The organism is Niveibacterium sp. COAC-50, assembly GCF_013184235.1.
GTDB lineage: Bacteria > Pseudomonadota > Gammaproteobacteria > Burkholderiales > Rhodocyclaceae > Niveibacterium > Niveibacterium microcysteis.
In genome coordinates, this window is sequence record NZ_JABCJM010000002.1 from 48,794 (window position 1) to 70,711 (window position 21,918).

At 64.3% G+C, this 21,918-nt stretch carries 22 protein-coding genes and 1 tRNA gene; 8 read left to right on the top strand and 15 right to left on the bottom strand.

The genetic code is table 11. The features are described 5' to 3' along the window. Complete coding sequence (gene gluQRS, locus HH302_RS07680) at positions 1 to 951, bottom strand: tRNA glutamyl-Q(34) synthetase GluQRS (RefSeq protein WP_172200973.1); 951 nt, start codon at positions 949 to 951, stop codon at positions 1 to 3. Positions 952 to 1,007: 56 nt separating this feature from the next. On the opposite strand from gluQRS, the gene HH302_RS07685 reads away from it, so the two are divergent. Then, positions 1,008 to 2,891, top strand: a complete 1,884-nt coding sequence (locus HH302_RS07685) for a sensor domain-containing diguanylate cyclase (protein ID WP_172200976.1) — start codon at positions 1,008 to 1,010, stop codon at positions 2,889 to 2,891. A gap of 152 nt (positions 2,892 to 3,043) precedes the next feature. Continuing rightward, a complete protein-coding gene (locus HH302_RS07690) occupies positions 3,044 to 3,397 on the top strand; it encodes a hypothetical protein (protein ID WP_172200979.1) in 354 nt (117 codons plus the stop codon). A gap of 150 nt (positions 3,398 to 3,547) precedes the next feature. Here the strand turns inward: HH302_RS07690 and ychF are convergent, their stop codons facing one another. The 8 genes from ychF to HH302_RS07730 all read right to left on the bottom strand — a co-directional run bounded on the left by ychF (position 3,548) and on the right by HH302_RS07730 (position 10,402). Then, positions 3,548 to 4,639 (bottom strand): redox-regulated ATPase YchF, encoded by a 1,092-nt coding sequence (gene ychF / locus HH302_RS07695; RefSeq protein WP_172200982.1) that lies wholly within the window; start codon positions 4,637 to 4,639, stop codon positions 3,548 to 3,550. Positions 4,640 to 4,734: 95 nt separating this feature from the next. Continuing rightward, positions 4,735 to 5,325 carry an aminoacyl-tRNA hydrolase gene (gene pth / locus HH302_RS07700; protein ID WP_172200985.1) on the bottom strand — a complete coding sequence of 197 codons (591 nt, stop codon included), beginning with the start codon at positions 5,323 to 5,325 and terminating at the stop codon, positions 4,735 to 4,737. A 46-nt stretch (positions 5,326 to 5,371) separates the two neighbouring features. Then, positions 5,372 to 5,968, bottom strand: coding sequence for a 50S ribosomal protein L25/general stress protein Ctc (locus tag HH302_RS07705; RefSeq protein WP_172200988.1), 597 nt, complete (start codon positions 5,966 to 5,968; stop codon positions 5,372 to 5,374). 91 nt (positions 5,969 to 6,059) lie between these two features. Continuing rightward, positions 6,060 to 7,013: a ribose-phosphate pyrophosphokinase gene (locus tag HH302_RS07710; RefSeq protein WP_172200991.1), complete on the bottom strand. Its 954-nt coding sequence runs from the start codon at positions 7,011 to 7,013 to the stop codon at positions 6,060 to 6,062. Between the two features lie 127 nt (positions 7,014 to 7,140). After that, positions 7,141 to 7,217, bottom strand: a tRNA-Gln gene (locus HH302_RS07715). 19 nt (positions 7,218 to 7,236) lie between these two features. Continuing rightward, on the bottom strand, positions 7,237 to 8,103 hold the full coding sequence (gene ispE, locus HH302_RS07720; RefSeq protein WP_172200994.1) for a 4-(cytidine 5'-diphospho)-2-C-methyl-D-erythritol kinase: 867 nt from the start codon (positions 8,101 to 8,103) through the stop codon (positions 7,237 to 7,239). Beyond that, positions 8,100 to 8,672 (bottom strand): outer membrane lipoprotein LolB, encoded by a 573-nt coding sequence (locus tag HH302_RS07725; RefSeq protein ID WP_172200997.1) that lies wholly within the window; start codon positions 8,670 to 8,672, stop codon positions 8,100 to 8,102. Before HH302_RS07725 ends, ispE begins: the two co-directional genes overlap by 4 nt. Next, complete coding sequence (locus HH302_RS07730) at positions 8,669 to 10,402, bottom strand: tetratricopeptide repeat protein (protein WP_172201000.1); 1,734 nt, start codon at positions 10,400 to 10,402, stop codon at positions 8,669 to 8,671. The genes HH302_RS07725 and HH302_RS07730 overlap by 4 nt, the downstream gene beginning before the upstream one ends. Positions 10,403 to 10,494: 92 nt before the next feature. On the opposite strand from HH302_RS07730, the gene mutM reads away from it, so the two are divergent. Both mutM and HH302_RS07740 read left to right on the top strand, forming a co-directional pair. After that, positions 10,495 to 11,307 carry a bifunctional DNA-formamidopyrimidine glycosylase/DNA-(apurinic or apyrimidinic site) lyase gene (gene mutM / locus HH302_RS07735; protein ID WP_172201003.1) on the top strand — a complete coding sequence of 271 codons (813 nt, stop codon included), beginning with the start codon at positions 10,495 to 10,497 and terminating at the stop codon, positions 11,305 to 11,307. A gap of 160 nt (positions 11,308 to 11,467) precedes the next feature. Then, complete coding sequence (locus HH302_RS07740; protein WP_172201005.1) at positions 11,468 to 13,432, top strand: dynamin family protein; 1,965 nt, start codon at positions 11,468 to 11,470, stop codon at positions 13,430 to 13,432. Positions 13,433 to 13,498: 66 nt separating this feature from the next. On the opposite strand, the gene HH302_RS07745 is transcribed toward HH302_RS07740, so the two are convergent. The 3 genes from HH302_RS07745 to rsmD are packed head-to-tail and all read right to left on the bottom strand — an operon-like array spanning position 13,499 to position 14,798. Then, the gene (locus HH302_RS07745; RefSeq protein ID WP_172201007.1) at positions 13,499 to 13,750 is read right to left on the bottom strand and encodes a YfhL family 4Fe-4S dicluster ferredoxin; all 252 of its coding nucleotides are present in this window, start codon (positions 13,748 to 13,750) and stop codon (positions 13,499 to 13,501) included. 17 nt (positions 13,751 to 13,767) lie between these two features. Continuing rightward, the gene (coaD, locus tag HH302_RS07750) at positions 13,768 to 14,262 is read right to left on the bottom strand and encodes a pantetheine-phosphate adenylyltransferase (RefSeq protein WP_172201009.1); all 495 of its coding nucleotides are present in this window, start codon (positions 14,260 to 14,262) and stop codon (positions 13,768 to 13,770) included. Further along, entirely contained in the window at positions 14,259 to 14,798 is a 540-nt protein-coding gene (gene rsmD, locus HH302_RS07755; protein WP_172201011.1) for a 16S rRNA (guanine(966)-N(2))-methyltransferase RsmD, read from the bottom strand. Before rsmD ends, coaD begins: the two co-directional genes overlap by 4 nt. 167 nt (positions 14,799 to 14,965) lie before the next feature. On the opposite strand from rsmD, the gene ftsY reads away from it, so the two are divergent. The 3 genes from ftsY to ftsX are packed head-to-tail and all read left to right on the top strand — an operon-like array spanning position 14,966 to position 17,692. Further along, positions 14,966 to 16,096: a signal recognition particle-docking protein FtsY gene (ftsY, locus tag HH302_RS07760; RefSeq protein WP_172201014.1), complete on the top strand. Its 1,131-nt coding sequence runs from the start codon at positions 14,966 to 14,968 to the stop codon at positions 16,094 to 16,096. A gap of 25 nt (positions 16,097 to 16,121) precedes the next feature. Beyond that, positions 16,122 to 16,778, top strand: coding sequence for a cell division ATP-binding protein FtsE (locus tag HH302_RS07765; protein WP_172201016.1), 657 nt, complete (start codon positions 16,122 to 16,124; stop codon positions 16,776 to 16,778). Next, on the top strand, positions 16,775 to 17,692 hold the full coding sequence (gene ftsX / locus HH302_RS07770) for a permease-like cell division protein FtsX (protein WP_172201019.1): 918 nt from the start codon (positions 16,775 to 16,777) through the stop codon (positions 17,690 to 17,692). Before HH302_RS07765 ends, ftsX begins: the two co-directional genes overlap by 4 nt. Before the next feature lie 95 nt (positions 17,693 to 17,787). Here the strand turns inward: ftsX and HH302_RS07775 are convergent, their stop codons facing one another. From HH302_RS07775 to HH302_RS07785, 3 genes are all read right to left on the bottom strand, one after another. Further along, positions 17,788 to 18,723: a carbohydrate kinase family protein gene (locus HH302_RS07775; RefSeq protein ID WP_172201022.1), complete on the bottom strand. Its 936-nt coding sequence runs from the start codon at positions 18,721 to 18,723 to the stop codon at positions 17,788 to 17,790. 120 nt (positions 18,724 to 18,843) lie between these two features. After that, the gene (locus HH302_RS07780) at positions 18,844 to 19,506 is read right to left on the bottom strand and encodes a hypothetical protein (protein ID WP_172201025.1); all 663 of its coding nucleotides are present in this window, start codon (positions 19,504 to 19,506) and stop codon (positions 18,844 to 18,846) included. Positions 19,507 to 19,645: 139 nt separating this feature from the next. After that, positions 19,646 to 20,263: an outer membrane beta-barrel protein gene (locus HH302_RS07785; RefSeq protein ID WP_172201028.1), complete on the bottom strand. Its 618-nt coding sequence runs from the start codon at positions 20,261 to 20,263 to the stop codon at positions 19,646 to 19,648. A gap of 358 nt (positions 20,264 to 20,621) precedes the next feature. Between HH302_RS07785 and HH302_RS07790 the strand changes: the two genes are divergently transcribed. Next, positions 20,622 to 21,476, top strand: a complete 855-nt coding sequence (locus HH302_RS07790; RefSeq protein ID WP_172201031.1) for a hypothetical protein — start codon at positions 20,622 to 20,624, stop codon at positions 21,474 to 21,476. Positions 21,477 to 21,918 lie beyond the last annotated feature (442 nt).

Sequence of the window (21,918 nt, forward strand, 5' to 3'; positions counted from 1 at the left end):
TCAGCTGCGCTGAACGGCGCTCCAGGCCGGCGCAGGCGCCATTGCACTACGCGGCAGGTGCGCGCGTGACCAGTTCGCGAGCCCCCATTCAAGCTGCACACGTACCGGCGCACCGCGCAGCTCGCGCGGCAGCGCGTGGCCGAGGAAGGCCAAGGCGTCCGTAAGTGCCTGCGGCGCCGGTTGCTCGGCCACCGCCAACGCAAGCGTCTGCTTCGAGAGCTTCTCGCCAGCCTGATTGCCGGCGACGGGCAGGTGCAGATAGTCCGGACGCCGATAACCTAACAGCTGCTGCAGAAAGAGCTGTCGCGGGGTGGAATCGAGCAGATCGGCTCCGCGCACGATCTCCGTGACCCCTTGCTCGGCGTCGTCCACAACCACGGCCAACTGATAAGCCCAGACCCCATCGCCGCGAAGCAGCACGAAGTCGCCGACCTCGTGTTCGATATCCTCGCAAACACGCCCCTGCAGCGCGTCATCAAAACAGATCTCGCCCGGCGTTGTGCGCACCCGCCAGGCGCGAGCTTCGCGCCCTGGCGCCAACCCGCCCCGACACGTTCCGGGGTAGCGCAGAGCGCCGTCGCGTGCGCGTACGGTTGTCGAATCAGCGATTTCCTTGCGCGAACACGCGCATGGATACACCAAGCCCATCGCACGCAACCGGTCAAGCGCGGCCTCGTAGCGGTCGCCGCGCTGGCTCTGCCAGACGATGTCGCCATCCCACTCGAGGCCGAAGCGAGCGAGGTCTGCGATGATTGCGCGATCGGCCCCCGGCACGATGCGGGGCGTATCGACATCCTCGATCCGCAGCAACCAGCGCCCACCGCGCGATCGCGCATCCAGCCAGCTGCCGAGGGCGGCAACCAGCGAGCCGAAATGGAGCGGACCGGTCGGCGACGGCGCAAATCGGCCGATGGGTGTGATAGCAGGCGCAATCGGGTACATAACGGACATTTTCGAGCCTGGCGGCAGGCGGCATACTTTGCGGCCGGACTGTATCACCCCCACGCATGGTCACCGACACCTCCTCCCCCGACACGCCCCTCGAACAGCGCCTGCTGATCGAGCGCGTTGCGCTGCTTGGCGAGAGTTGCCGCGTGGCAAGCCTTGGCGGCGTGATTGCGGTGGTGGTGATGGCGGCAACGCTGTGGCCAACCGCCGGTGCCCTCGCGACCACCGCCTGGGCCTTGGTGATGGCGGTTCTGGTGTTGTCGCAACTTGGTTTCCACCGCGTGATGTGCGCCCCCGATCTGCAGCCGCTGCGGGCCGAACGCCTCGAACAGTTTTATCACGCGCGCAATGCGCTGACAGGACTCGGCTGGGGCATCACGATCTTCTTTGTCGCCCGCCCTGACGACCTCGTCATACTGGGAACCGTGATCCTCATCGTCATGACAGTGGCCCTGGCCAGCGCCGGCACGCAGGCCGTCAGCCGCATGAGCTTCTTCACGATCGTCCTGCCCAGCCTTGCACCACCCGTCGCCTTGCTGATGATTCAGCCGCCACCCACGCTGCCGCTCGCCGGCTGGGGCTTGCTCGGCTACCTGCTGCTGCTATTCGGCCTGCACGGCGCCTTCAATCGCATCCTGGTCGGCACGCTTCAGCGCCGGCTTGAAAGCGAAGCGCTTGCGCGCGAGCAACAGGTGATCTTCGATACCGCCGCCGAAGCGATCGTCCTGGTACGGGGGCCGCATATCGTCAAATGCAATCAGCGTTTCCTCGAACAGATGCGCTGCCCGGCGGCAGACGTGGTCGGCAGTCCAATGTGGATCTGGCATCTAAATGCGGACGACTGGTCGCAGCACAGCGGAGCGGCATTGCACGCCTTCCGGGAGGCGCGCCCCTACACCTACGTGGCCCCCATGCGGCGGCGTGATGGCAGTGCGTTCCGCGCCGAAATGACGGGCATGCCGGTGAGCGCTACGCACCCGGAGGCCGGTATGGTGTGGATGGGCTCGGATATCACCGAGCGGCTCGAGACCGAGACCGCGCTGCGCATCAGCGAAGAGCGCTTCCGCCGGCTGATCTCGATGTCGTCCGACCTGTACTGGGAGCAGGACGCCGATCTGCGCTTCACCCATCTCTCCGGCGCCGGCATGGAGCGGATTGGCGCCGCGTTGCAGGACTGCATCGGCAAGCGGCGCTGGGAAGTCGCCAAGATCGAAGGCATCGCACCCGAACAATGGGCCAAGCACAAGGAACAGCTCGAAGCGCATGAGCCCTTCCGTGATCTGGTGTTCTACGTCACGCGCTCGGACGGCACCCGGCTATGGTTTTCCACCAGTGGCAACCCGGTGTTTGACGAGGACGGTCACTTCGCCGGATACCACGGCATCGCCAGCGACATCAGCGATCGAATGCGCAACGCAGAACGCTACCGCCACCTTGCTTACCACGATCCGCTCACCGGCCTACCCAATCGCCGCCTGCTGGCAGATCGGTTGGAGCAAGCGATCGCGCAGGCAAAGCGGCGCGACGGTCTGGTCGGGCTGATGCTGCTCGATCTGGACGACTTCAAGATCATCAACGATTCCGATGGTCATGCCGTCGGCGACGCCGTGCTCGCCACGATCGCGCATCGCTTGCGCCTCGCCGTGCGCGATTCCGACACGGTCGCCCGGGTCGGGGGCGACGAGTTCGTCATCCTGCTGCCCGAAGTCGACGGCCCGCAGGCAGCCGAAGCGGTGGCGGCCAAAGTTCTGGAGGCGGTGCGCGAACCGGTTACTTCAGACCAGCGTGACTACCTTCTGGGTGTCTCGATCGGCATCGCGCTCTACCCGACGCATGCCGGCGGGGGCGAACTGCTGATGCAGCGCGCCGATGCCGCCATGTATCGCGCGAAAACCCTGGGCGGCCGCAGCGCGGTATTCGCCAGCGCGCCAGCGGACAACTGAGCAGGTCGTCACTCAAACGCGCATCGCGGTGGAGACCGCCAAAGCGGCCTCCATCCACCATCCGGCATGCAGTAAGGTCATCCCGATGCTCGCCCCGACGATCCCGCACCGGAATCGGGATACCCTTTGTCTTTTGCATCAGGAGGCATTCTGTGCCGCAACTACCAAGTGGCCGCCGGATCGGCCTGTCCGCTGACAGCGTATTTGAACGGGTGCTCGCAGCCGACCCGGAAACCCTTAACGAGATCCGGAGCACGGTTCACGACCCGCGTGACCTGTTGCCGTTGATCGATCTGGTCGAGTTCATCCCGACCGTCGGCGCCAAGGAGCCGGGCGTGCCCAGCGCCACCGGCCTGGTCGCCGCCGATATGGGTAGCGAGCGCTGCAACTGGCCGGCCGCTGATCAGGACGCCCTGCGCGACTGGCTCAATTCCGCTGCAGCAGAGGAATGGCTGGAAGACCGTTTCGACGAGCTCGAAGCCGCGCTCGAGGATCAGGAAGACTGAGGGCGCGCGCGGCACGCCTGCCATGCTGCACGCCGGACATCGGAAGCACCGCAGCGTCATCCACCCCATCGCACCAACAAAAAGCCCCGCAGGCGGTGTGCCGTGCGGGGCTTTCTTCGGCGCCGCCAAGTGCTGGCGACGAAGTCCTGCTTAGACGTTGAACAGGAAGTTGAGCACGTCACCATCCTTGACGACGTATTCCTTGCCTTCGGAGCGCATCTTGCCCGCCTCTTTCGCGCCCGCCTCGCCCTTGTAGGCGATGAAATCGTCAAAGGCGATCGTCTGGGCGCGGATGAAACCACGCTCGAAATCGGTGTGGATCACGCCAGCGGCCTGCGGTGCGGTGTCGCCCTTGTGGATCGTCCACGCGCGCACTTCCTTCACCCCTGCGGTGAAGTAGGTTTGCAGGCCCAGCAGATCGTAGCCGGCGCGAATCAGGCGGTTGAGACCGGGCTCGTCGTAGCCAAGATCGGCGAGGAAGGCCATCTTGTCCTCGTCTTCCAGCTCCGCCAGCTCCTGCTCGATCTTCGCGCACAGCGCGACGACCGGAGCCCCCTCCTTGGCTGCATGCTCGCGCAGGCGGTCGAGGTAAGGGTTGTTTTCAGCACCGTCTTCCAGCACGTTGCCGACGTACATCGCCGGCTTGATCGTCATCAGGCACAGCGGCTTGAGCAACACCTTGTCGTCGTCGGACAAATCGAGCGTGCGAACCGGCTTCCCCTCGTTCAGGTGCGGCAACACCTGCTCAAGCACCGCGACCAGCTTGCGGGCATCCTTGTCCCCCGCCTTGGCCTTGTTCGTGTCGCGCTTGAGCGTGCGCTCGACCACCGCAAGGTCGGCCAGTGCGAGTTCAGTCACGATGGTCTCGATGTCGGCGATCGGGTCGACGCGGCCATTCACATGCACCACGTTCTCGTCGTCGAAGCAGCGCACAACGTTCACGATCGCGTCGGTTTCGCGAATGTTCGCGAGGAACTGGTTGCCAAGGCCTTCGCCCTTCGAAGCGCCAGCGACCAGGCCGGCGATGTCGACGAACTCAACGATCGCGGGCTGAATCTTCTGTGGCTTGACGATCGCGGACAGCTGCGCGAGACGCGGATCCGGGACCTCAACAATGCCGACGTTCGGCTCGATGGTGCAGAACGGATAGTTCTCGGCCGCGATGCCCGCCTTGGTCAGCGCGTTGAAGAGGGTGGACTTGCCAACGTTGGGCAGACCGACGATGCCGCACTTGAGGCTCATGATTTCAACTCTTTCAAAAGCGAACCGCGCATGACGCGGGTCGGGACGCGAATTTCGCCGCCCCACGCTTGAGCATGGGCCCGCGAAATGCGCGCTCAGGTCTTGGGTTTCGGTTTGGTGTTCACGGCCGCCGTTGCACGCTCCCACTCACCAGCCTGCATTTTTGGCCAGGCATCAAGCGCACGGCCGATCGATTCGTCGATGAGGGTCTGCTCATCACGCGACGGCCGGTGGAGCACAAAGTTCGCCACCTGATTGCGGTCGCCCGGGTGGCCGATGCCAATCCGCAGGCGCCAGAAGTCCGGCGTACCGAGATGCGCCTGGATGTCCTTGAGTCCGTTGTGACCGCCGTTTCCACCGCCGCACTTGAGCTTCAATTGTCCCGGCGGGATGTCGAGCTCATCGTGCACAACGAGAATCTCATTGGGCTGGATTCGATAGAAACGCGCCAGTGCGCCAACCGCCTGCCCGGAACGGTTCATGTAGGTCTGCGGCAGCAGGATCCACATGCCGGCCGCGCGGGCATTGCCCACGACGCCGTGGAAGCGCGACTCATGCGACAGCGACACGCCCAGTGCACGCGCGAGCAGCTCACAAAACCAAAACCCGGCGTTGTGCCGGGTTTCGACATACTCGGGCCCCGGATTGCCGAGGCCGACCACCAGTTTCGGCGCGACTTGCGTCATGCGTCTCCAGTCTCCGGCCTCGACTACGGGTTGGCCTCGCTCAGGCTCAGGCCTGGGCTTCGCCTTCGGCCGCTTCGCTGCCGCCCTTGGTCTTCATGATGGTCGCGACGACCGGGTCACCGTGTGTGACAGCCTTCACGCCTTCCGGCAGCTTCAGGCCCGACACGTGGATCGAAGCGCCCGAGGCGAGATCCTTCAGGTCGACTTCGATGAAGGCCGGCAGGTTGCCCGGCAGGCACTCAACGTCCACTTCGTTCATCACGTGCGACACGATGCCGCCTTCGAGCTTGACGCCCGGAGCGATGTCAGCGTTGACGAAGTGCAGCGGCACCTTGGTGTGCATCTTGTGGGTGGCATCCACGCGCTGGAAATCCACGTGCAGGATCTGCTGCTTGTAAGCGTGCCACTGGGTGTCACGCACCACTGCGGTTTCCTTGGCGCCTTCGACTTCGATCGTCAGCACGGAAGCGTGGAAAGCTTCTTTGCGCATGGCGTGGAACAGATCGTTGTGATCCATCGTGATCTGAACCGGGGCCTTGTCGCCACCGTAGATGATGCCGATTGCCTTGCCAGCGCGACGCAGGCGGCGGCTCGCACCCGTACCTTGTTCGACGCGCTTTTCAGCCTTGATAACGAATTGCATGGTGATACTCCGTTTGCCTCGTCCGCGACCAGACGATGGCGGGTTATAGACATGGGGCGCGGTCACCCGCGCCCCATGTCCGGAAAACTGATTACTCGTCGGTGAACAGCGAGCTGACCGACTGCTGGTTGTTGATCCGCATGATCGTATCGGCCAACAACGAGCCGATCGAGATCTGGCGGATACGGTTGCAGCCGCGTGCATCTTCACGCAGCGGGATCGTATCGGTGACGACCAGCTCGTCCAGATCAGATTCGGAAATCCGGCTCACCGCCGCGCCCGACAGCACCGGGTGCGTGATGTACGCGAGCACCTTCTTCGCGCCGTTTTCCTTGAGCGCCTGGGCTGCCTTGCACAGCGTGCCAGCGGTGTCGACGATGTCGTCGACGATCACGCAGGTACGGCCCTTGACGTCACCGATAATGTTCATCACTTCGGAAACGTTGGCTTTCGGACGACGCTTGTCGATGATCGCCAGATCGCACTCGAGTTTCTTGGCGTAGGCACGCGCACGCACCACACCGCCAACGTCGGGCGAGACAACCATCAAGTCGTCACCACGATGACGCGCGAGGTCGTCGAGCAGCACCGGGGTCGAGTAGATATTGTCGACCGGAATATCGAAGAAGCCCTGGATCTGGTCGGCATGCAGATCGACCGTCAGCACGCGCTGCACACCCGAAGCCTGCAGCATGTTGGCGATGACCTTGGCGGTAATCGGAACGCGGGCGCTGCGCGGACGACGATCCTGGCGGGCATAGCCGAAGTATGGAATCGCAGCAGTGATACGGCCGGCCGAGGCGCGTTTGAGCGCATCGGTCATGACCAGCAGTTCCATCAGGTTGTCGTTGGTCGGATAGCACGTCGACTGCAGCATGAACACGTCCTTACCGCGGACGTTTTCGAGCAATTCGACATTGACTTCACCGTCGGAGAACCGACCCACGGTGGCCGCGCCGATCGACATACCAAGGCGCTTGACCACATCAGACGCCAGCTTCGGATTGGCGTTACCCGTAAAGACCATCAGGCTGCCGAAAGCCATGACCGACCCCTATGCGTTGGAGATTTCAGCACCCGAAGCGCACAACGCGCACCGGATCAACCGCTCTCCGCCGGTTCCGGGAACCGACAGAAAAACAGCGGGCAGGCCTAGGCCTGCCCGCTGTGTTTGGCTGGGGAAGAAGGATTCGAACCTTCGAATGCCGGAATCAAAATCCGGTGCCTTGACCAACTTGGCGACTCCCCAAGAAACCTTTACTGCTGCTCTACCGCGCCGGACCCGCCCAATCGTGCAACGGATGCCAGTCCAGCCCCCGCGCCGACCACGCCACCACTTCGGCGGGCAGCTTTGCGAGCACTGCCTGCGCTTCGGCCTCGCTCTCGCAAGACAGGAACACACAGGCGCCAGAACCGCTCATTCTGGCATCTCCCATCGCGCCGAGCATTTCAACCGCTTGAGCAACCGCAGGGTAGCGGCGGCATACGACTGGCTGAAGATCGTTCCGCGTTGGTGATCCCGGAAAGCTCGCAATTATGGTGGGTTCTGTATTTCTTGTCAAATCCTCGGCGGAAAAAATTTCAGCGGTTGGCACCTGAACGCCGGGCTCGACCACAACATACCAAGCCGGCGCCAGGTCGAGCGGCTGCATCCGTTCGCCCACACCTTCGACAAACGCGCTGCGGCCAAAGATGAAAAACGGCACATCCGCGCCGAGTTCAAGCCCCCAGGTCTGCAAGGTTTCGCGCTCGGCATTGACGCCCCACAGCACATTGAGCGCAAGCAGGATCGACGCGGCATCCGAACTGCCGCCACCGAGCCCGCCGCCCATCGGCAGACGCTTTTCGACCTCGATATCCACGCCGAGTGCGACGCCCGCTTTCTGCTGCAGCAGGCGCGCCGCGCGTACGACCAGATCCTGCTCGGGAGGGACGCCAGCGAGTTCGGACAGGCGATTGATCTTGCCGTCATCGCGAACCGTCAGGGTGATCCAGTCGCTGCGGTCGAGCAGGCGGAAGGCGCTCTGCAGCAGGTGATAGCCGTCGGCGCGACGGCCAACCACGTGCAGAAACAGATTGATCTTCGCCGGCGCCGGCACTCGCGCGACACGGCCGCGCACATCCACACCACTCATTCCACGACTCCGTGCAACCACGATTCGATCTTGACGCGCACCACCACATCTCCTTGCCTGGCTTCGATCAGGCTCGGGCCGGCGACGGATTCCACCGCGCCGTAGCCGGAATAACTCAAGAGCCAGCCGCTATCGCGCATCGACACGATACGCGCGTCGGAATCCCGCTCGATCGCGACAGCGCTGGCGCCCGGCTCGGCACGCAGCCAGCCGGAAAACTGGCGAAGCGGCAGCGGCACACCGATCACCTGCTCGGCAAGCGCGACATCATCCGCAGCCTCGAAGGCACGCCCATCGCCGAGCTGAACATGCGCGCGTTGCGGATCGAGCTGCAGCTCTGCGACCGTCTGCCCCAGCGGTGTTTCAAGACGCACCGTGTCGCGCATGCCGAGGTGCGTCCAGTTCAGACGCAGTACGTCGGCGCGGTTGGCCTGCCTGACCAGCACGCGGCCGCTCAGCGAATAGTCGCCTGCGCGAAGTGGCGCCTGCTGCGGCGCCGTGGCACAAGCATTGAGGAGCGCCACCGCGGCCAAACTCAGCGCAGCAGAAATGCGACGCCCGAAGCTCATGGTGTGAAACGTTTGATGACCTTAGCGAGTTCCTCATTCTGAGGATGCGCGGCAAGGGCGTCCTGCCAGGTCTTACGGGCGTCGTCCTGGCGCCCCATCATCCACAGCACCTCGCCGATATGCGCGGCAATCTCCGGATCCGGCCGCACCTCGAACGCCCGCTTCAGATGTTCATAAGCGGATTCCAGGTTGCCGCTTCGATACAGCACCCAGCCCATCGAATCGAGGATGAACGCATCGTCCGGCGCCAGCTCAAGCGCCTTGCGGATCAGTGTATTGGCCTCAGCAAGACGGATATTGCGATCCGCAAATGAATAGCCGAGCGCATTGTAGGACTGCGCCTCGTCGGGCTTGAGCTTGATCAGGCGGCGCAAATCGCGCTCCATTTCGTCGTACTTGCCCAAACGTTCGGCCAGCAACGCGCGGTCGTAGATCAGCTCGGTCTGGTCAGGCTGCTTGCGAATCGCGGCATCGAGCAGCGCATAGGCCTCGGCCGCGCGATCGAGTTCCCGCAGGATCTGCGCTTCGGCAAGCAGGAAGGTGTTTGCTTCCTTCGGCTCGGCAGCGCGCAGGCGCGCGAGTTCGCTGCGCGCCCCTGCCAGATCGCCGCCGCGAGCCTGCAAGAGGGCTGCGCGAATCCACGCCGAGTTGCGCTGCGCACCGCCGGTGATCGCGCGATACGACAGAATCGCCTCGGGAATCCGCTTCTGCTCTTCCTGAATCTGGGCAATCTGCATCCGGACCGTATCCGAGTCGGGCTTGCCGAGCACCAGCAAGCGCTTGAATTCAGCCTCCGCCGCATTCGCGTCACCCGCCTGCAGCAACAGCAAGGCCCGGGTGTAGCCGATCTCGCCGTTGTCCGGCGCCAGCGTCACCAGCTTGTCGAACTCGACCCGCGCGGCGTCGTACTGCCGATCAGCGGCCAGCAAACGGGCATAGGCATGCTGGATATCAACCGACTGCGGCTGCTTGCTGCGGAAGGCGGCGAGGAAGGCGATCGCGTCCTTGGTTCGCCCCTGTTGTTGCAGCAGTTGCGCCTTGAGCAGCGCCGCCGGCTCCCAATCGCTCTTGCGCACCAGCGCAGCGTCGAGCGAGGCAAGCGCAGCATCGGCATCGCCTGCATTGAACGCGGCATGGGCGCGCGCGAAGTTAGCCTCGGGCAACTTCAGATAGGGCTCCGTGAGCCGATCCACGCTGCGCCGAACCTCGGCCTTGTCCGGGTAGCGCTGCAAGGTGCCATTCAGCGCCATCAGCAGTCCCGCCGGGCCCTCAGGGCTTTTTGCCAGAATGCGTGCGAGCTGCGGCTCCAGTTCATCGAGCTGCCCCATGCCGCCGGCCAGCAAACCGGCGAGCATCTGCACCGCCTGCAGGTTATCCGGCTCCAACTTGTTCCACAGACGTGCCGCCTCAAGGGCGTCCGGTACGCGGCGCGCGTAGAGGGCGATCTCTGCGGCGCGATGGGCGATGCGCGCATCCTGCGTTTTTCGCGCCAGGTCCAGATAGCCTTGCGACGCCAGCTCCAGATTGCCGCGCGCGCCAGCAATTTCCGCCAGCAGAAACTGGTACAGCACTTGTGGCGTCAGGGCGCTCGCCTGCTCTGCTGCGGGGCTCTGAGCAGGCGTCGACTGTGTCGCCGCGGGCTCGTCGGCACGCGCCACGAACACGCCGGCGCCCAGGCACAGGCCGAGCACGAGGCGCGAAACGGTTTTCAGCAACGGGCGCGGCGACATGGCGGAAACTCCAATCCGGGTAGGCGTCATCTGGGACAGTCGGAAGTAACATGCGTTCGTCCGATGTTATCAGCTTGCCGTGATACCCCTCGATGCCCGAACTGCCTGAAGTTGAAACCACTTGTCGCGGCATCGCGCCGCATGTCGAGGGCCGCACCGTCACCGCGGTGGCTGTGCGCGAGGCACGCATGCGTCGCCCGGTCCCGCCCGAGCTGGCTGCCGAGTTACCAGGGCAGACGATCGCATCGGTCACTCGCCGCGGGAAATACCTGTTGCTGAGCGCCCCGGCCGGCACCGTGCTGATTCACCTCGGCATGTCGGGCAGCCTGCGGGTGGTGCCGCCCGATGCGCCGCTGCGCAAGCACGACCATGTCGACATCGTGTTCGGCGCGCACGCGCTGCGCTATCACGACCCGCGACGATTCGGCGTGATCGACTGGTGGGTCGCGCCGATCGACACGCACCCACTGATTGCACCGCTTGGCATTGAGCCGCTCTCCAGCGCCTTCAGCGGCCCCTGGCTGTATCGAGCTACGCGCGGGCGGCGCAGCGCGATCAAACTCTTCCTAATGGATGCCCATACGCTGGTCGGCGTCGGCAACATCTACGCATCCGAAAGCCTGTTTCGCGCTGGCATCCGGCCCAGTACGCCGGCAGGGCGAACCTCCGCTGCGCGCTGCGAGCGACTGGTCGAGGCCGTCAAGGACACCCTGCGCGCGGCGATCCAGGCCGGCGGTTCGACGCTGCGCGATTTCGTTGGCAGCGACGGCGAGCCCGGCTATTTTCAACAGGAAGCCTTCGTCTACGGGCGTGCAGGCTTGCCCTGCCGGCAATGCGGAACGCCGATCCGGCAGCAAGTGATGGGCCAGCGCAGCACCTTCTGGTGCCCGACGTGCCAGCACTGAATTAGCGCGCACGCGAGCACCCGCGCAGCCGATTACCGTTCGTCGGCCGCGGCCCGCCCAGCCGGACTGAATTTCGTTATGCTTGAGGAATTCGTCAAAATCCAGGCGCTGATCGTCGGCGCGGGCCGCTGGCGGCTGATCTCCACCCCCGGGAGCGGGTATGAACCTGACTGACAGTTTCTCCGAGTTTTCAGAGTGGCGCGACAGCGTCGGCCAGTCCATTTCGCAGCTGAAAACCTGGCTCACCCGCAACGAGGTCGGCGACGCCCAGACCGACTTGCGCCTGCGCTACCTGCTCGAGCGCCTGCGCGACGAGAAGCTCACCGTCGCTTTCGTCGCCGAGTTCTCGCGCGGCAAGTCCGAGCTCATCAACGCAGTGTTCTTCGCCGACTACGGCGACCGCATCCTGCCCTCCTCCGCCGGCCGCACCACCATGTGCCCGACCGAGTTGCAGTGGGAAAACGGCCAGTCGCCGTCGATCCGCCTACTGCCGATCGAAACGCGCGGACGCGGCGCCAGCGTTCAGGAATTCAAACGCCACCCGGAAGAATGGATCACGGTCCCGATCGATGTTGAATCGACCGAGAGCATGCAGCGCGCCATGGCACGCGTTGGCGAGACCAAGCGCGTCGCGCCGGACGAGGCGGAGCGCCTCGGCTTCGCGGTGGATCCGAGCGGCAAGAAGGGCACGCGGGTCGAGGAAGATGGCAAGGTCGAGATCGCGGCTTGGCGCCATGCGCTGATCCAGTTCCCGCACCCCTTGCTGAAGCAAGGTCTCGTCGTCGTCGACACCCCGGGCCTGAACGCGATTGGCTCCGAACCCGAGCTGACGCTTTCGCTGCTGCCCAACGCGCACGCGGTGCTGTTCATTCTTGCCGTGGATACCGGCGTCACGCAGAGCGATCTGGCCGTCTGGCAAGAACACATCGTTGCCGGCAAGGCGCAGCAGCGCGGCCGCGTGGTGGTGCTCAACAAGATCGACAGCCTGTGGGACGGCATCCGCTCGGAATCGCAGATCGACAACGAGATCCGCGGCCAGGTCACCAGCGTGGCGCGCACGCTGTCGGTACCGGAGAACCAAGTATTTCCGGTTTCGGCTCAGAAGGCGCTGCTCGCCAAGGTGACGCGCGACCCGGACCTGCTCGACCGCAGCCGCGTCGAAACACTTGAGAGCGCACTGACCAGCGAGCTGCTGCCGACGCGCCAGGAGATCGTGCGCGACAACGCACGCGGCGAAACCGGCGAGATCATCCGCCGCACCCGTGAGCTTCTGAATGCGCGTTTGCGGGGCGTTCAGGAGCAGGTGCGCGAACTCTCCGAGTTGCGCGGCAAGAACCGCAGCGTCATCGAGTACATGATGCGCAAGGTGCGCGCCGAGAAGACCGAGTTCGAACAAGGCCTGCAGAAGTACCACGCAACGCGCAGCGTGTTCACCAGCCTGTCGAACAACCTCTACGCACACCTTGGCCTCGACGCCCTTCGCCACGAGACCCGGCGCACGCGTGAAGCGATGCTGGATGCGAACTTCTCGCGCGGGCTGCGCGAGGCGATGGAGAGCTTCTTCGATCAGCTGCGCGGCAACCTGCGCAAGTCTTCGGACGAGGTCGGCGAGATTCAGCGGATGCTCGACACGATGTACAAGAAGTTCGCCATCGAGCACGGCCTCAAACTCGCCGCGCCGTCGAGCTTCTCGACGCTGCGCTACGAGAAGGAAATCGAGCGCCTCCGCGCCGCCTTCAACCAGCAGCTCAACACCGTCGGCGCGATGGTGCTGCACCGCAAGGGCACCGTCACGCAACGCTTCTTCGACACCATTGCGCTGGAAGCCCGCCGCACCTTCGAAATGGCCAACCGCGACGTTGACCAATGGCTGCGCGCGGTGATGAGCCCGCTCGAAACACAGGTGCGCGAGTATCAGATCCAGCTCAAGCGCCGGCTTGAAAGCGTCAAGCGCATCCACGAGGCCACTGGCACGCTGGAAGAGCGCATCGCGGAGCTCGATCAGGCCGAGCGCGGGTTGCTGCAGCAGATGGCCGAGCTGACCCGCCTGGAGCGCGGCATCGCCGCCGCAATTGGCATCACCGGTGATCTGGCCGAAGCCGAGGCTCCCGCCCGCGCCGCCTGATCAGTGCGGTAGCCGGAAACGCAAACGGGCGGCCGAGGCCGCCCGTTTCTGTTGCTGCACCGGCGCTTACTTCTGCGCGGTCAGCTTGAGGAATTTGTCCATCAGCTGATCCTTGGTCTCAACGCGTTCCGGATTCAGCGGGATGCAGTCGACCGGGCAGACCTGCTGGCACTGCGGCTCGTCGTAGTGACCGACGCACTCGGTGCACTTGTTCGGGTCGATTTCATAAATCTCGGCACCTTGCGAAATCGCGTTGTTCGGGCACTCGGGCTCGCACACGTCGCAGTTGATGCATTCGTCGGTGATCATCAAAGCCATGGCTTCTTACCTCTTCCTTACCCTCGCAGGGCGCTAATCTTCTCTCTCAACCGCGCCTGCACGGCCGGTTGCACGAACTGACTCACATCGCCGCCAAGCAGTGCGATCTCGCGCACCATCGTCGCCGACAGGAACATGAACTCATCGGCCGGTGTCAGGAACACGTATTCGACCTCGGGATACAGCCGGCGGTTCATCCCGGCCATCTGGAATTCGTATTCGAAGTCCGACACGGCACGCAGGCCGCGCAGCACGATGCGCGCATCCTGCTTCTTCAGGAAATCCAGCAGCAGGCCGGAAAACCCGTCGACCTCGACGTTCGGATAGCCGCTGAGCACCTCGCGCGCGATCTGGACCCGCTCGTCCAGTTCGAAGATCGGCCGCTTGCCGCGGCTGTCTGCGACCGCGACGATGACCTTCTCGAACATGCGCGAAGCGCGCCGCACGAGGTCTTCATGGCCGCGCGTCAGCGGATCGAACGTTCCCGGATAAACCGCTACGCGTTCCCTCATGCGTCGCCTCGTTGCAGTAGTTGATAGTGAACTTGTCCGGCCTTGCCGGCCTTGACGGCACGCAAGCCACCCAGGGTTTCGACCGGCGATTCCGCTTCGACGTACACAAAGCCGTCATCGGCCAACATCCGTTCGAGCTTCGGCGCGAGCCGCTCCAGCCACTGCTGGCGGAACGGCGGATCAAGGAAGATCAGATCGAAGCGGCGTGGTGTTGTGTCGACCAACCTCAGCGCGTCGCCACGTTGGCATACCAAGGCCTCGCCCCCAAGCAGGCGGGCGTTTTGCTGCAGGACAGCATACGCAGCCGGGTCGCGCTCAACAAGCAGCACATGGGCAGCACCGCGCGAAGCCGCCTCGAAGCCGAGCGCACCGCTCCCGGCGAACAGATCCAGGCACGACCAGCCATCCAGATCCTGCCCCAGCCAGTTGAACAAGGTTTCTCGCACCCGGTCGGGCGTTGGCCGCAGCCCCGGGACATCCGCCACCTGCAGGCGGCGCGAACGCCATTGGCCGCCCACGATGCGCAATTGGCTCATCGGGCAGCTCCGGACACCGCAAACTCAGGATGGATGGGGGGCATCTGCTAGACTTCTGGGTCGAATTTTCCTGCCGGCGCAGCCTCTGCAGGCTACCGCGGGCGCAGCATATTAGCGGCACACGGGCTTGCGCGCCACTCGCGCACCCGGCATCCACGGAAGCTCCCATGTTCGATTTCTTCAAGAAGAGACCCGCCGACAGCGCCGCGCCGCAGCCAAGCCCTGCCGCGCCAGCGCCCGCAACGGCCCCGGAAGCAGCGCCGGTTGACGCCGCACCGATTGCTTCGACGGTAACCACCCCGGCCCCTGCGCCAGAGACGAACAGCGCGCCGGCGGACGCACGCTCTTGGGCCGCGCGCCTGCGCGACGGCCTGTCGAAGACCCGCGCGAAGCTGAACGCCGCGGTCGGCCCGACACTGGGCGCCGACGTCGGCGACGTGATGTCGGACCTGTTTTCGCGACGCAAGATCGACGACGAACTGCTCGACGAGATCGAGACCACCCTGCTCACCGCCGACTGCGGTGTCGACGCGACGCAGTACCTGATCGACGAAATGCGCAAGCGCTGGAAGCGCGACAAGCTCGAAACCGGCGAGCAGCTCAAGGGCGTACTGATGGAACTGCTCGAAGGCCTGCTGACGCCGCTGCAGCAGCCGCTCGACATCCACACCCACAAGCCGACGATCATCATGCTGGCCGGCGTGAATGGCTCCGGCAAGACCACATCGATCGGCAAGCTGGCCAAGCGCTTCCAGGCCGAAGGCAAGAGCGTGTTGCTTGCCGCGGGCGACACCTTCCGCGCCGCCGCCCGAGAGCAACTGCAGGAATGGGGCCGCCGCAATGATGTGACGGTGATTTCGCAAGACGGCGGCGACCCGGCCGCAGTCGTGTTCGACGCCATCAACGCTGCGCGCGCCCGCGGCATCGACATCGTGCTGGCCGACACCGCCGGCCGCCTGCCTACACAACTGCACCTGATGGAAGAGATCGCCAAGGTGCGTCGCGTAATCCAGAAGGCGGACCCGACCGGGCCGCATGAAGTGTTGCTGGTGCTCGACTCCAACATCGGCCAGAACGCGCTGGCGCAACTGGCCGCCTTCGACAAGGCGGTTGGCGTCACCGGACTGGTCGTGACAAAGCTCGACGGCACCGCCAAGGGCGGCGTGCTCGCCGCCATCGCACGTACCAACCCGAAGCCGATCCGCTTCATCGGCGTGGGCGAGCGCATCGACGACATGCAGCCCTTCGTGGCGCGCGAATTCGTCGAGGCACTGTTCGACGCCGCGCCCGCCAACTAGCCGATCACAGCCAGGAGCGCGCCGCGTGATCCAGTTCGACAACGTTTCGAAGCGCTACCCCGGCGGGTACGAAGCGCTGATCGGCATCAACCTGCGCATCGAGCGCGGCGAGCTGGTCGTGCTGCGCGGCCACTCGGGCGCTGGCAAGAGCACCCTGCTGAAGCTGCTGCCGGTGCTCGAACGCCCCACCAGCGGCCGCGTGCTGATCAACGATCAGGACGTGAGTCGCTTGTCGGCCGGCGCGATTCCCTATCTGCGCCGCAGCCTCGGCCTCGTCACGCAAGACAGCCGCCTGCTCTACGACCGCAATGTGCTGGACAACGTGATGCTGCCGCTGATCCTCGCCGACATGCCGGTACGCGACGCCAAGGCGCGTGTCCGCGCGGCGCTGGAGCGCGTCGGCCTGGCACAGCATGAACGTTCGATGCCGATTTCGCTTTCGGGCGGCGAGCAACAACGCGTCGCGATCGCGCGCGCGATCGTCAATCGCCCGACCATGCTGATTGCGGACGAACCAACCGCCAACCTCGATGCGGCCTATGCGCAGGACATCGCTGCGCTGTTCCGCGACTACAACGAAGCCGGCGTGACGATGATCATCGCGACCCACGACGAACGCCTGTTCGCCGATCGCGCGCCGCGCCGCATCGAACTCTCGAAGGGAAGGCTGGTGAGCGCATGACCCGCTGGTTCGCCCTCCACGGCATCGCGCTCACGCGCGCCGTCAAACGTCTCACCCATACCCCGCTCGGCACCCTGCTATCGGTGCTCGTGGTTGCCATCGCGCTGGTGCTGCCCGCCTTGGGCTATGTGCTTGCCGACAGCGTCGCCCGACTTGCACAAGGCCTGTCCGGCCAACCCGAGATCAGCCTCTTCATGGAAGTGGGCGCCGACAAGGCCAAGGTCGCCGCAGTCGAACGTGCGCTGCGCAGCGACAAAGGCGTCACCGGCCTGCGCTTCGTTCCGCGCGACGAAGCGCTCAAGCAGCTGGCAAGCGGCAGCGGCCTGGGCGACGTAACCCGCGCGCTCGGTGAGAATCCGTTGCCCGACGCCTTCATCATCACCCCGCACAGCGACGCACCCGCCGAGTTCACACGCCTCGCCGAGAGCTTCCGCAAACTGCCCGGCGTCGCGCATGTGCAACTCGACACCGAATGGGTGCAACGGCTGGCAGCATTGGTGAGCCTAGTACACTCGGCGGTCGGTGCACTGGCCGGCCTGCTGGGCGCCGCGCTGGTCATCGTCACCTTCAACACCATCCGGTTGCAGATCCTGACGCAGCGGCACGAAATCGGCGTCAGCCTGCTGCTCGGCGCAACCCAACAATGGGTGCGCCGCCCCTTCCTGTGGTTCGGTGCGCTGCAAGGCGCGCTCGGCGGCCTCGCCGCCTGGGGGCTGCTGCTCGGCATCCTTGCGCTGATGCAGGGGCCCGCCACGCGACTCGCCGAGTCCTACGGCATCCCGCTCGAACTCGGCGGGCCGGATCTCCTCGGCGTAACCGTGCTGATCGGTTTCGCAAGCCTGCTCGGCTGGCTCGGCGCCGCGCTGTCGGTTCGCCGGCATCTGCATGCGGCCGGTGAGCGCGGTGACGGCTGAACACGACGGCACGGCCCCGCGGCTGCGAAAGCGATAGCACGTAAAAAAGGCCGGGGTGCAAACGCCCGGCCTTTTTCGTTACTGCCTATAGCAGATCAGAACGGCCGTGCGCCGTAGGCCTTCTCGAACCGCGCCGCGATCTCATCGCGCGTCGGCGCGTAGTTTTGCGGGCCGCGAACTTCGATCTTGTAAGCGCCCATCACGCTTGCAAGCTGACACGCCTTCTCCAGCGACCAACCGTTGGATAGCCCGTACAGCAGCCCGCCGCGGTAGGCATCGCCACACCCGGTGGGATCAGCGATCGCGGTGATCGGCACCACCGGTACGCGCGTTTCGCGCCCGTCGGCAAAGATGTCCGAACCTTCGCCGCCGCGCGTGACAACCAGCCCCTGCACCTTGGCCGCGATCTGCGGCAGCGTGAGACCGGTGCGCTCGCACAGCAGATGGGCTTCGTAGTCGTTAACGGTGCACCAGGTCGCCCAGTCGAGGAACTGCAGGAAGTCCTCGCCCGAGAACAACGGCATCGCCTGACCCGGATCGAATACGAAGGGGATGCCCGCGGCGTGGAAGTCGCGTGCGTGCTGCAGCATGCCGTCTCGACCGTCCGGCCCGACGATGCCGAGCTTCACGCCGGCCGCATCCGCCACATGGTTCTGGTGCGAGAAGCTCATCGCGCCGGGGTGGAAGGCGGTGATCTGGTTGTCGTCCAGATCGGTGGTGATGAAGGCTTGCGCGGTGTAGCTGCCGGGCACCTCGCGCACATGCGTATCCGGAATCCCGAGGTCGGCCAGCCGCTTGCGGTACGGCGCGGCGTCCTCACCCGCCGTGGCCATGATCAGCGGCGCACCGCCGAGCAGCTTCAGCGCGTAGGCAATGTTGCCGGCGCAGCCGCCGAACTCGCGTCGCATGTCCGGCACGAGGAAGGAAACGTTCAGGATGTGGATCTGGTCAGGCAGGATGTGCTTCTTGAAGCGATCCTGGAAAACCATGATCGTGTCGTAGGCGATCGACCCGCAGATGAGGACGGACATGGGAGCTCCGGATTTGGGAAAACCGGGATTCTAGTCTGCGCAGGCTTCACCGCTGACCCGATCTACCGCAGATGCCTCGCCGCGGCAGACGGTGACGCCTTGCAATCTGCCACACGGCATTCAGTTGGGCATGCCAGGCATCAGCTGCGCGCTGCTTCCCTGCCCGACGTTTGCGGCCATTATCTTCTGCACCGCGGCTTGGGCCGCGATGGTCCATAACCGCTCAATCACAGCGGGATCCTTCAGCTCTGCTTCGTCCACGCCGTCTGCGGGGTTGCCGAGCGGCCCAACATAGCCCCGCCTCGTGGCGACCCTGTCGCCGTTCTTGCCGAATACAGCGCAACTCACGCTCAGAACCGGCACCAGCTTCGAGCTGAACCCATGCGGAATGCTGAACCCATATAACTGAATCTCTAGTTTGAACATTGAATCGACGGACAAGGCCCCCTCCGTCACAACCCCTCTGCCGGACTTCTTGAGCTCGGCAAGCAATGCCTCCAAGACGATTCTCTCGATGAACACACCGTTATCTTCTGCGTGCCGCTGGATCGCCTGAGCAGGGGTCATCGCCTTTTCCACTGCGGCGGCACCCAAGGCGCCAAACATCAGCGCTGCACCTCCTCCCGGCCCGAAGTAGTACATCGGTTTGGGTTTGGCCAATTCACGGTCAACAAAGATGGTTTGGGTGGTCTCCGCTACCTCCTGCGCCATTGATGGCGGGCAAAGGAAAAGGCAAAGGCAAAAAGCGAGCAAAACGGAAAGAGAGGGGACAGGGAGTTTCATGGATCGACAACAGTGAAGAACGCGTTGGCAAATGCTGAATCGGGCGAGCGAAAAAATGCCTGCCGTTGCTGCCCTCGGACTGCGATACGAGAGGTGACCAGCGGTGCAGAAACGCACCACTGATCACCTCTGGACGAGATCAGAACCCGAACACGACGTTCACGCCGCCGTAGCTGGCGTTGACCTTCTCCTGGTTCGAGATGTCGTAGCGCCAACCGCCCACCTTGAGCGATTCCGGCTCGTACTCCTCGATACCAATTCGGGCGTTGACCCAGCCTTGCTTCGTGATCCGGTAGCCCGCCTCGATCACATAGCCCACGGCGTTCTTGTAGTCGACCGTCTCGGTTGCAGCGCCATCGCGCTTGAGTTCCGCGCTGATGCTGTTCACGAAGCGCAGGCCGGCGCCGAAACGCCACTTGTCGACACCGGTGTAGTAGCCCATCAGCTCGAAGGGCACGCGCGAGAAGGTGGCATCGCCGTTCTTGGCGCTGGCGTAGTCGGAATGGTAGTTCAGCGTAGCCTGCACCGCGATCGGCATGTTCGTCGGCGCCCACAGCGCACCCGCACCGATGTTGAACAGGTTGCCGGCACGCAGTTCGGTGGAACTGCCATCGGTGTAGGTGATGGTGGCGATCTCGTCGCCGCCGTAGGTGAGGCCACCGGTCAGCGCGAAGAAGACGGAGCGGCCTTCATCGGCCTGGGCGCTCAGGGTGCAAAAACAGGCCGCAACGGCGGCCAACAGCGTTTTCTTGTTCATCTTGGGTCGGGTCGTTGTGCTCGCGAACCATCGCGGCGAGCTGCGCGAGCGCTCATCCGGCTTGGCGGGCGCGGGCGGATTCTGCCGTGTGTTGTGCCCATCGCGTGGCCCATTCCGTCACGCCGAGGCGTGGTCGTGTGCCGCGATTGATCCGGCGCAAGCGGGCTTGCGCGTAGGGCCGCGACGGGACATACCCGCCGCAGAGTGTGAAGTAGCCTCGCACGGCAAAGCGGCCATCCGCGGACAATACCGGCGGACCACTGCGCTGCCTGCAAGCGCACCGACGCCGCAGCCGATCTGCCGATCTGCCGAACGGATCATGAGCCATACACCACATGCTTTCCGGAGAACTGCGCGAATGCCAGCGCTGAATATGAAAACCCGCTGGGTGCTGGGCCTGCTGACGCTGGCGGCCTTGCTCGCCAAACCCGCCTACGACTACCACCTCGCCCGCCAGGCGCGGGCGGCGGCGCAAGCACGGTATGCCGCGGACAAGGCTGAGTTTCAGCGTTTGTGCCGGGAGGTCGCCGGCTACAAGTTCTATCGCAAGGCCGAGAATGTTGAGGGGATTCTGCTCTTGAAGGTTCGTCGCGATGGTGATTGGCAGGATCTTATGGCGCCGGGGGCGGCCTTTGCGCTGGAGACCACTGACGATGGCTACATCACATCGTTTCTCGAATACCGATACCCCTCCTCCGGAGTGAACGACGAAAGCTACTTTACAAGCACCGAACGGATGGATGGAGCAATCCCCGGATTCAGCTATGTCGACGTCATCGATGAGAAGACTGGCAAGCGGATTCACTACACGCCTCGCTGGGACGAGCCGTGGCAGCACGACAACAAGTCCTACTTGAAGGGTTACATCAAGTTTTGGCTTGATGAAAACCCACCGCAAGATCCGGCCCCTCGCTATGCGGTGACTTTCGAAGACCATGTCGTGCCTACCGAACGGGCGCGCGGTCTGGCAAGCAGCACCGTCAAGGTGATCGACACGCAGACCAATGAAGTGATGGCCGAGATGCTTCGCTACGCCTGGGGCGCGCGGCAAGCGTCCTCCGCGCACCCGTATCCTTGGCTCACTGCCTACAAATGTCCAGGCGTTGGGCATGGCTCGAGTGCAGCGACGCGTCAGTTTGTCGACCGGGTCCTCGTCCCGCCAGGTGCGACTGCGCCACCGTTTCCTCCGCCTCGGCACGAGAACCGGCGGTGACGTAGGTTGGGTTGAGCGTAGCGAAGGCCAAGGTTTGGCTTGCGCGCAGGTTGCGGCGGCTGGCGATTCGCTTTGTCGCTTTGCAGGCGTGCGTTGGCCGGGGTCCCGCCCCCGGCGGGCGTGTTACTTCTTTTGCTTCGTCAAAAGAAGTAACCAAGAAAAGACGACCCGAAATAGTGCAGTGTTTGCACACACTGCCCGCTCCAGCGGCGCGGAGCAGTGCTCCGCGAAACCCCGCTTACGCCGTTCGCGGTCAGGTGCTGCGCACCTGACTTCCCTGCGCTGCTCGCACGACCGGGGGCCTGCGGAACTCGCCCTCGCTGCGCTCGGTTCTCAAACAGTCCTCGGCCTTCTTCCCGGTCGCGCTCCGCTACTCGGCGCTCTCGACGGGACCCACAGTCAAAACCGTCGCCGTTTTCACGCGGATCGGATTTGCAAAAAG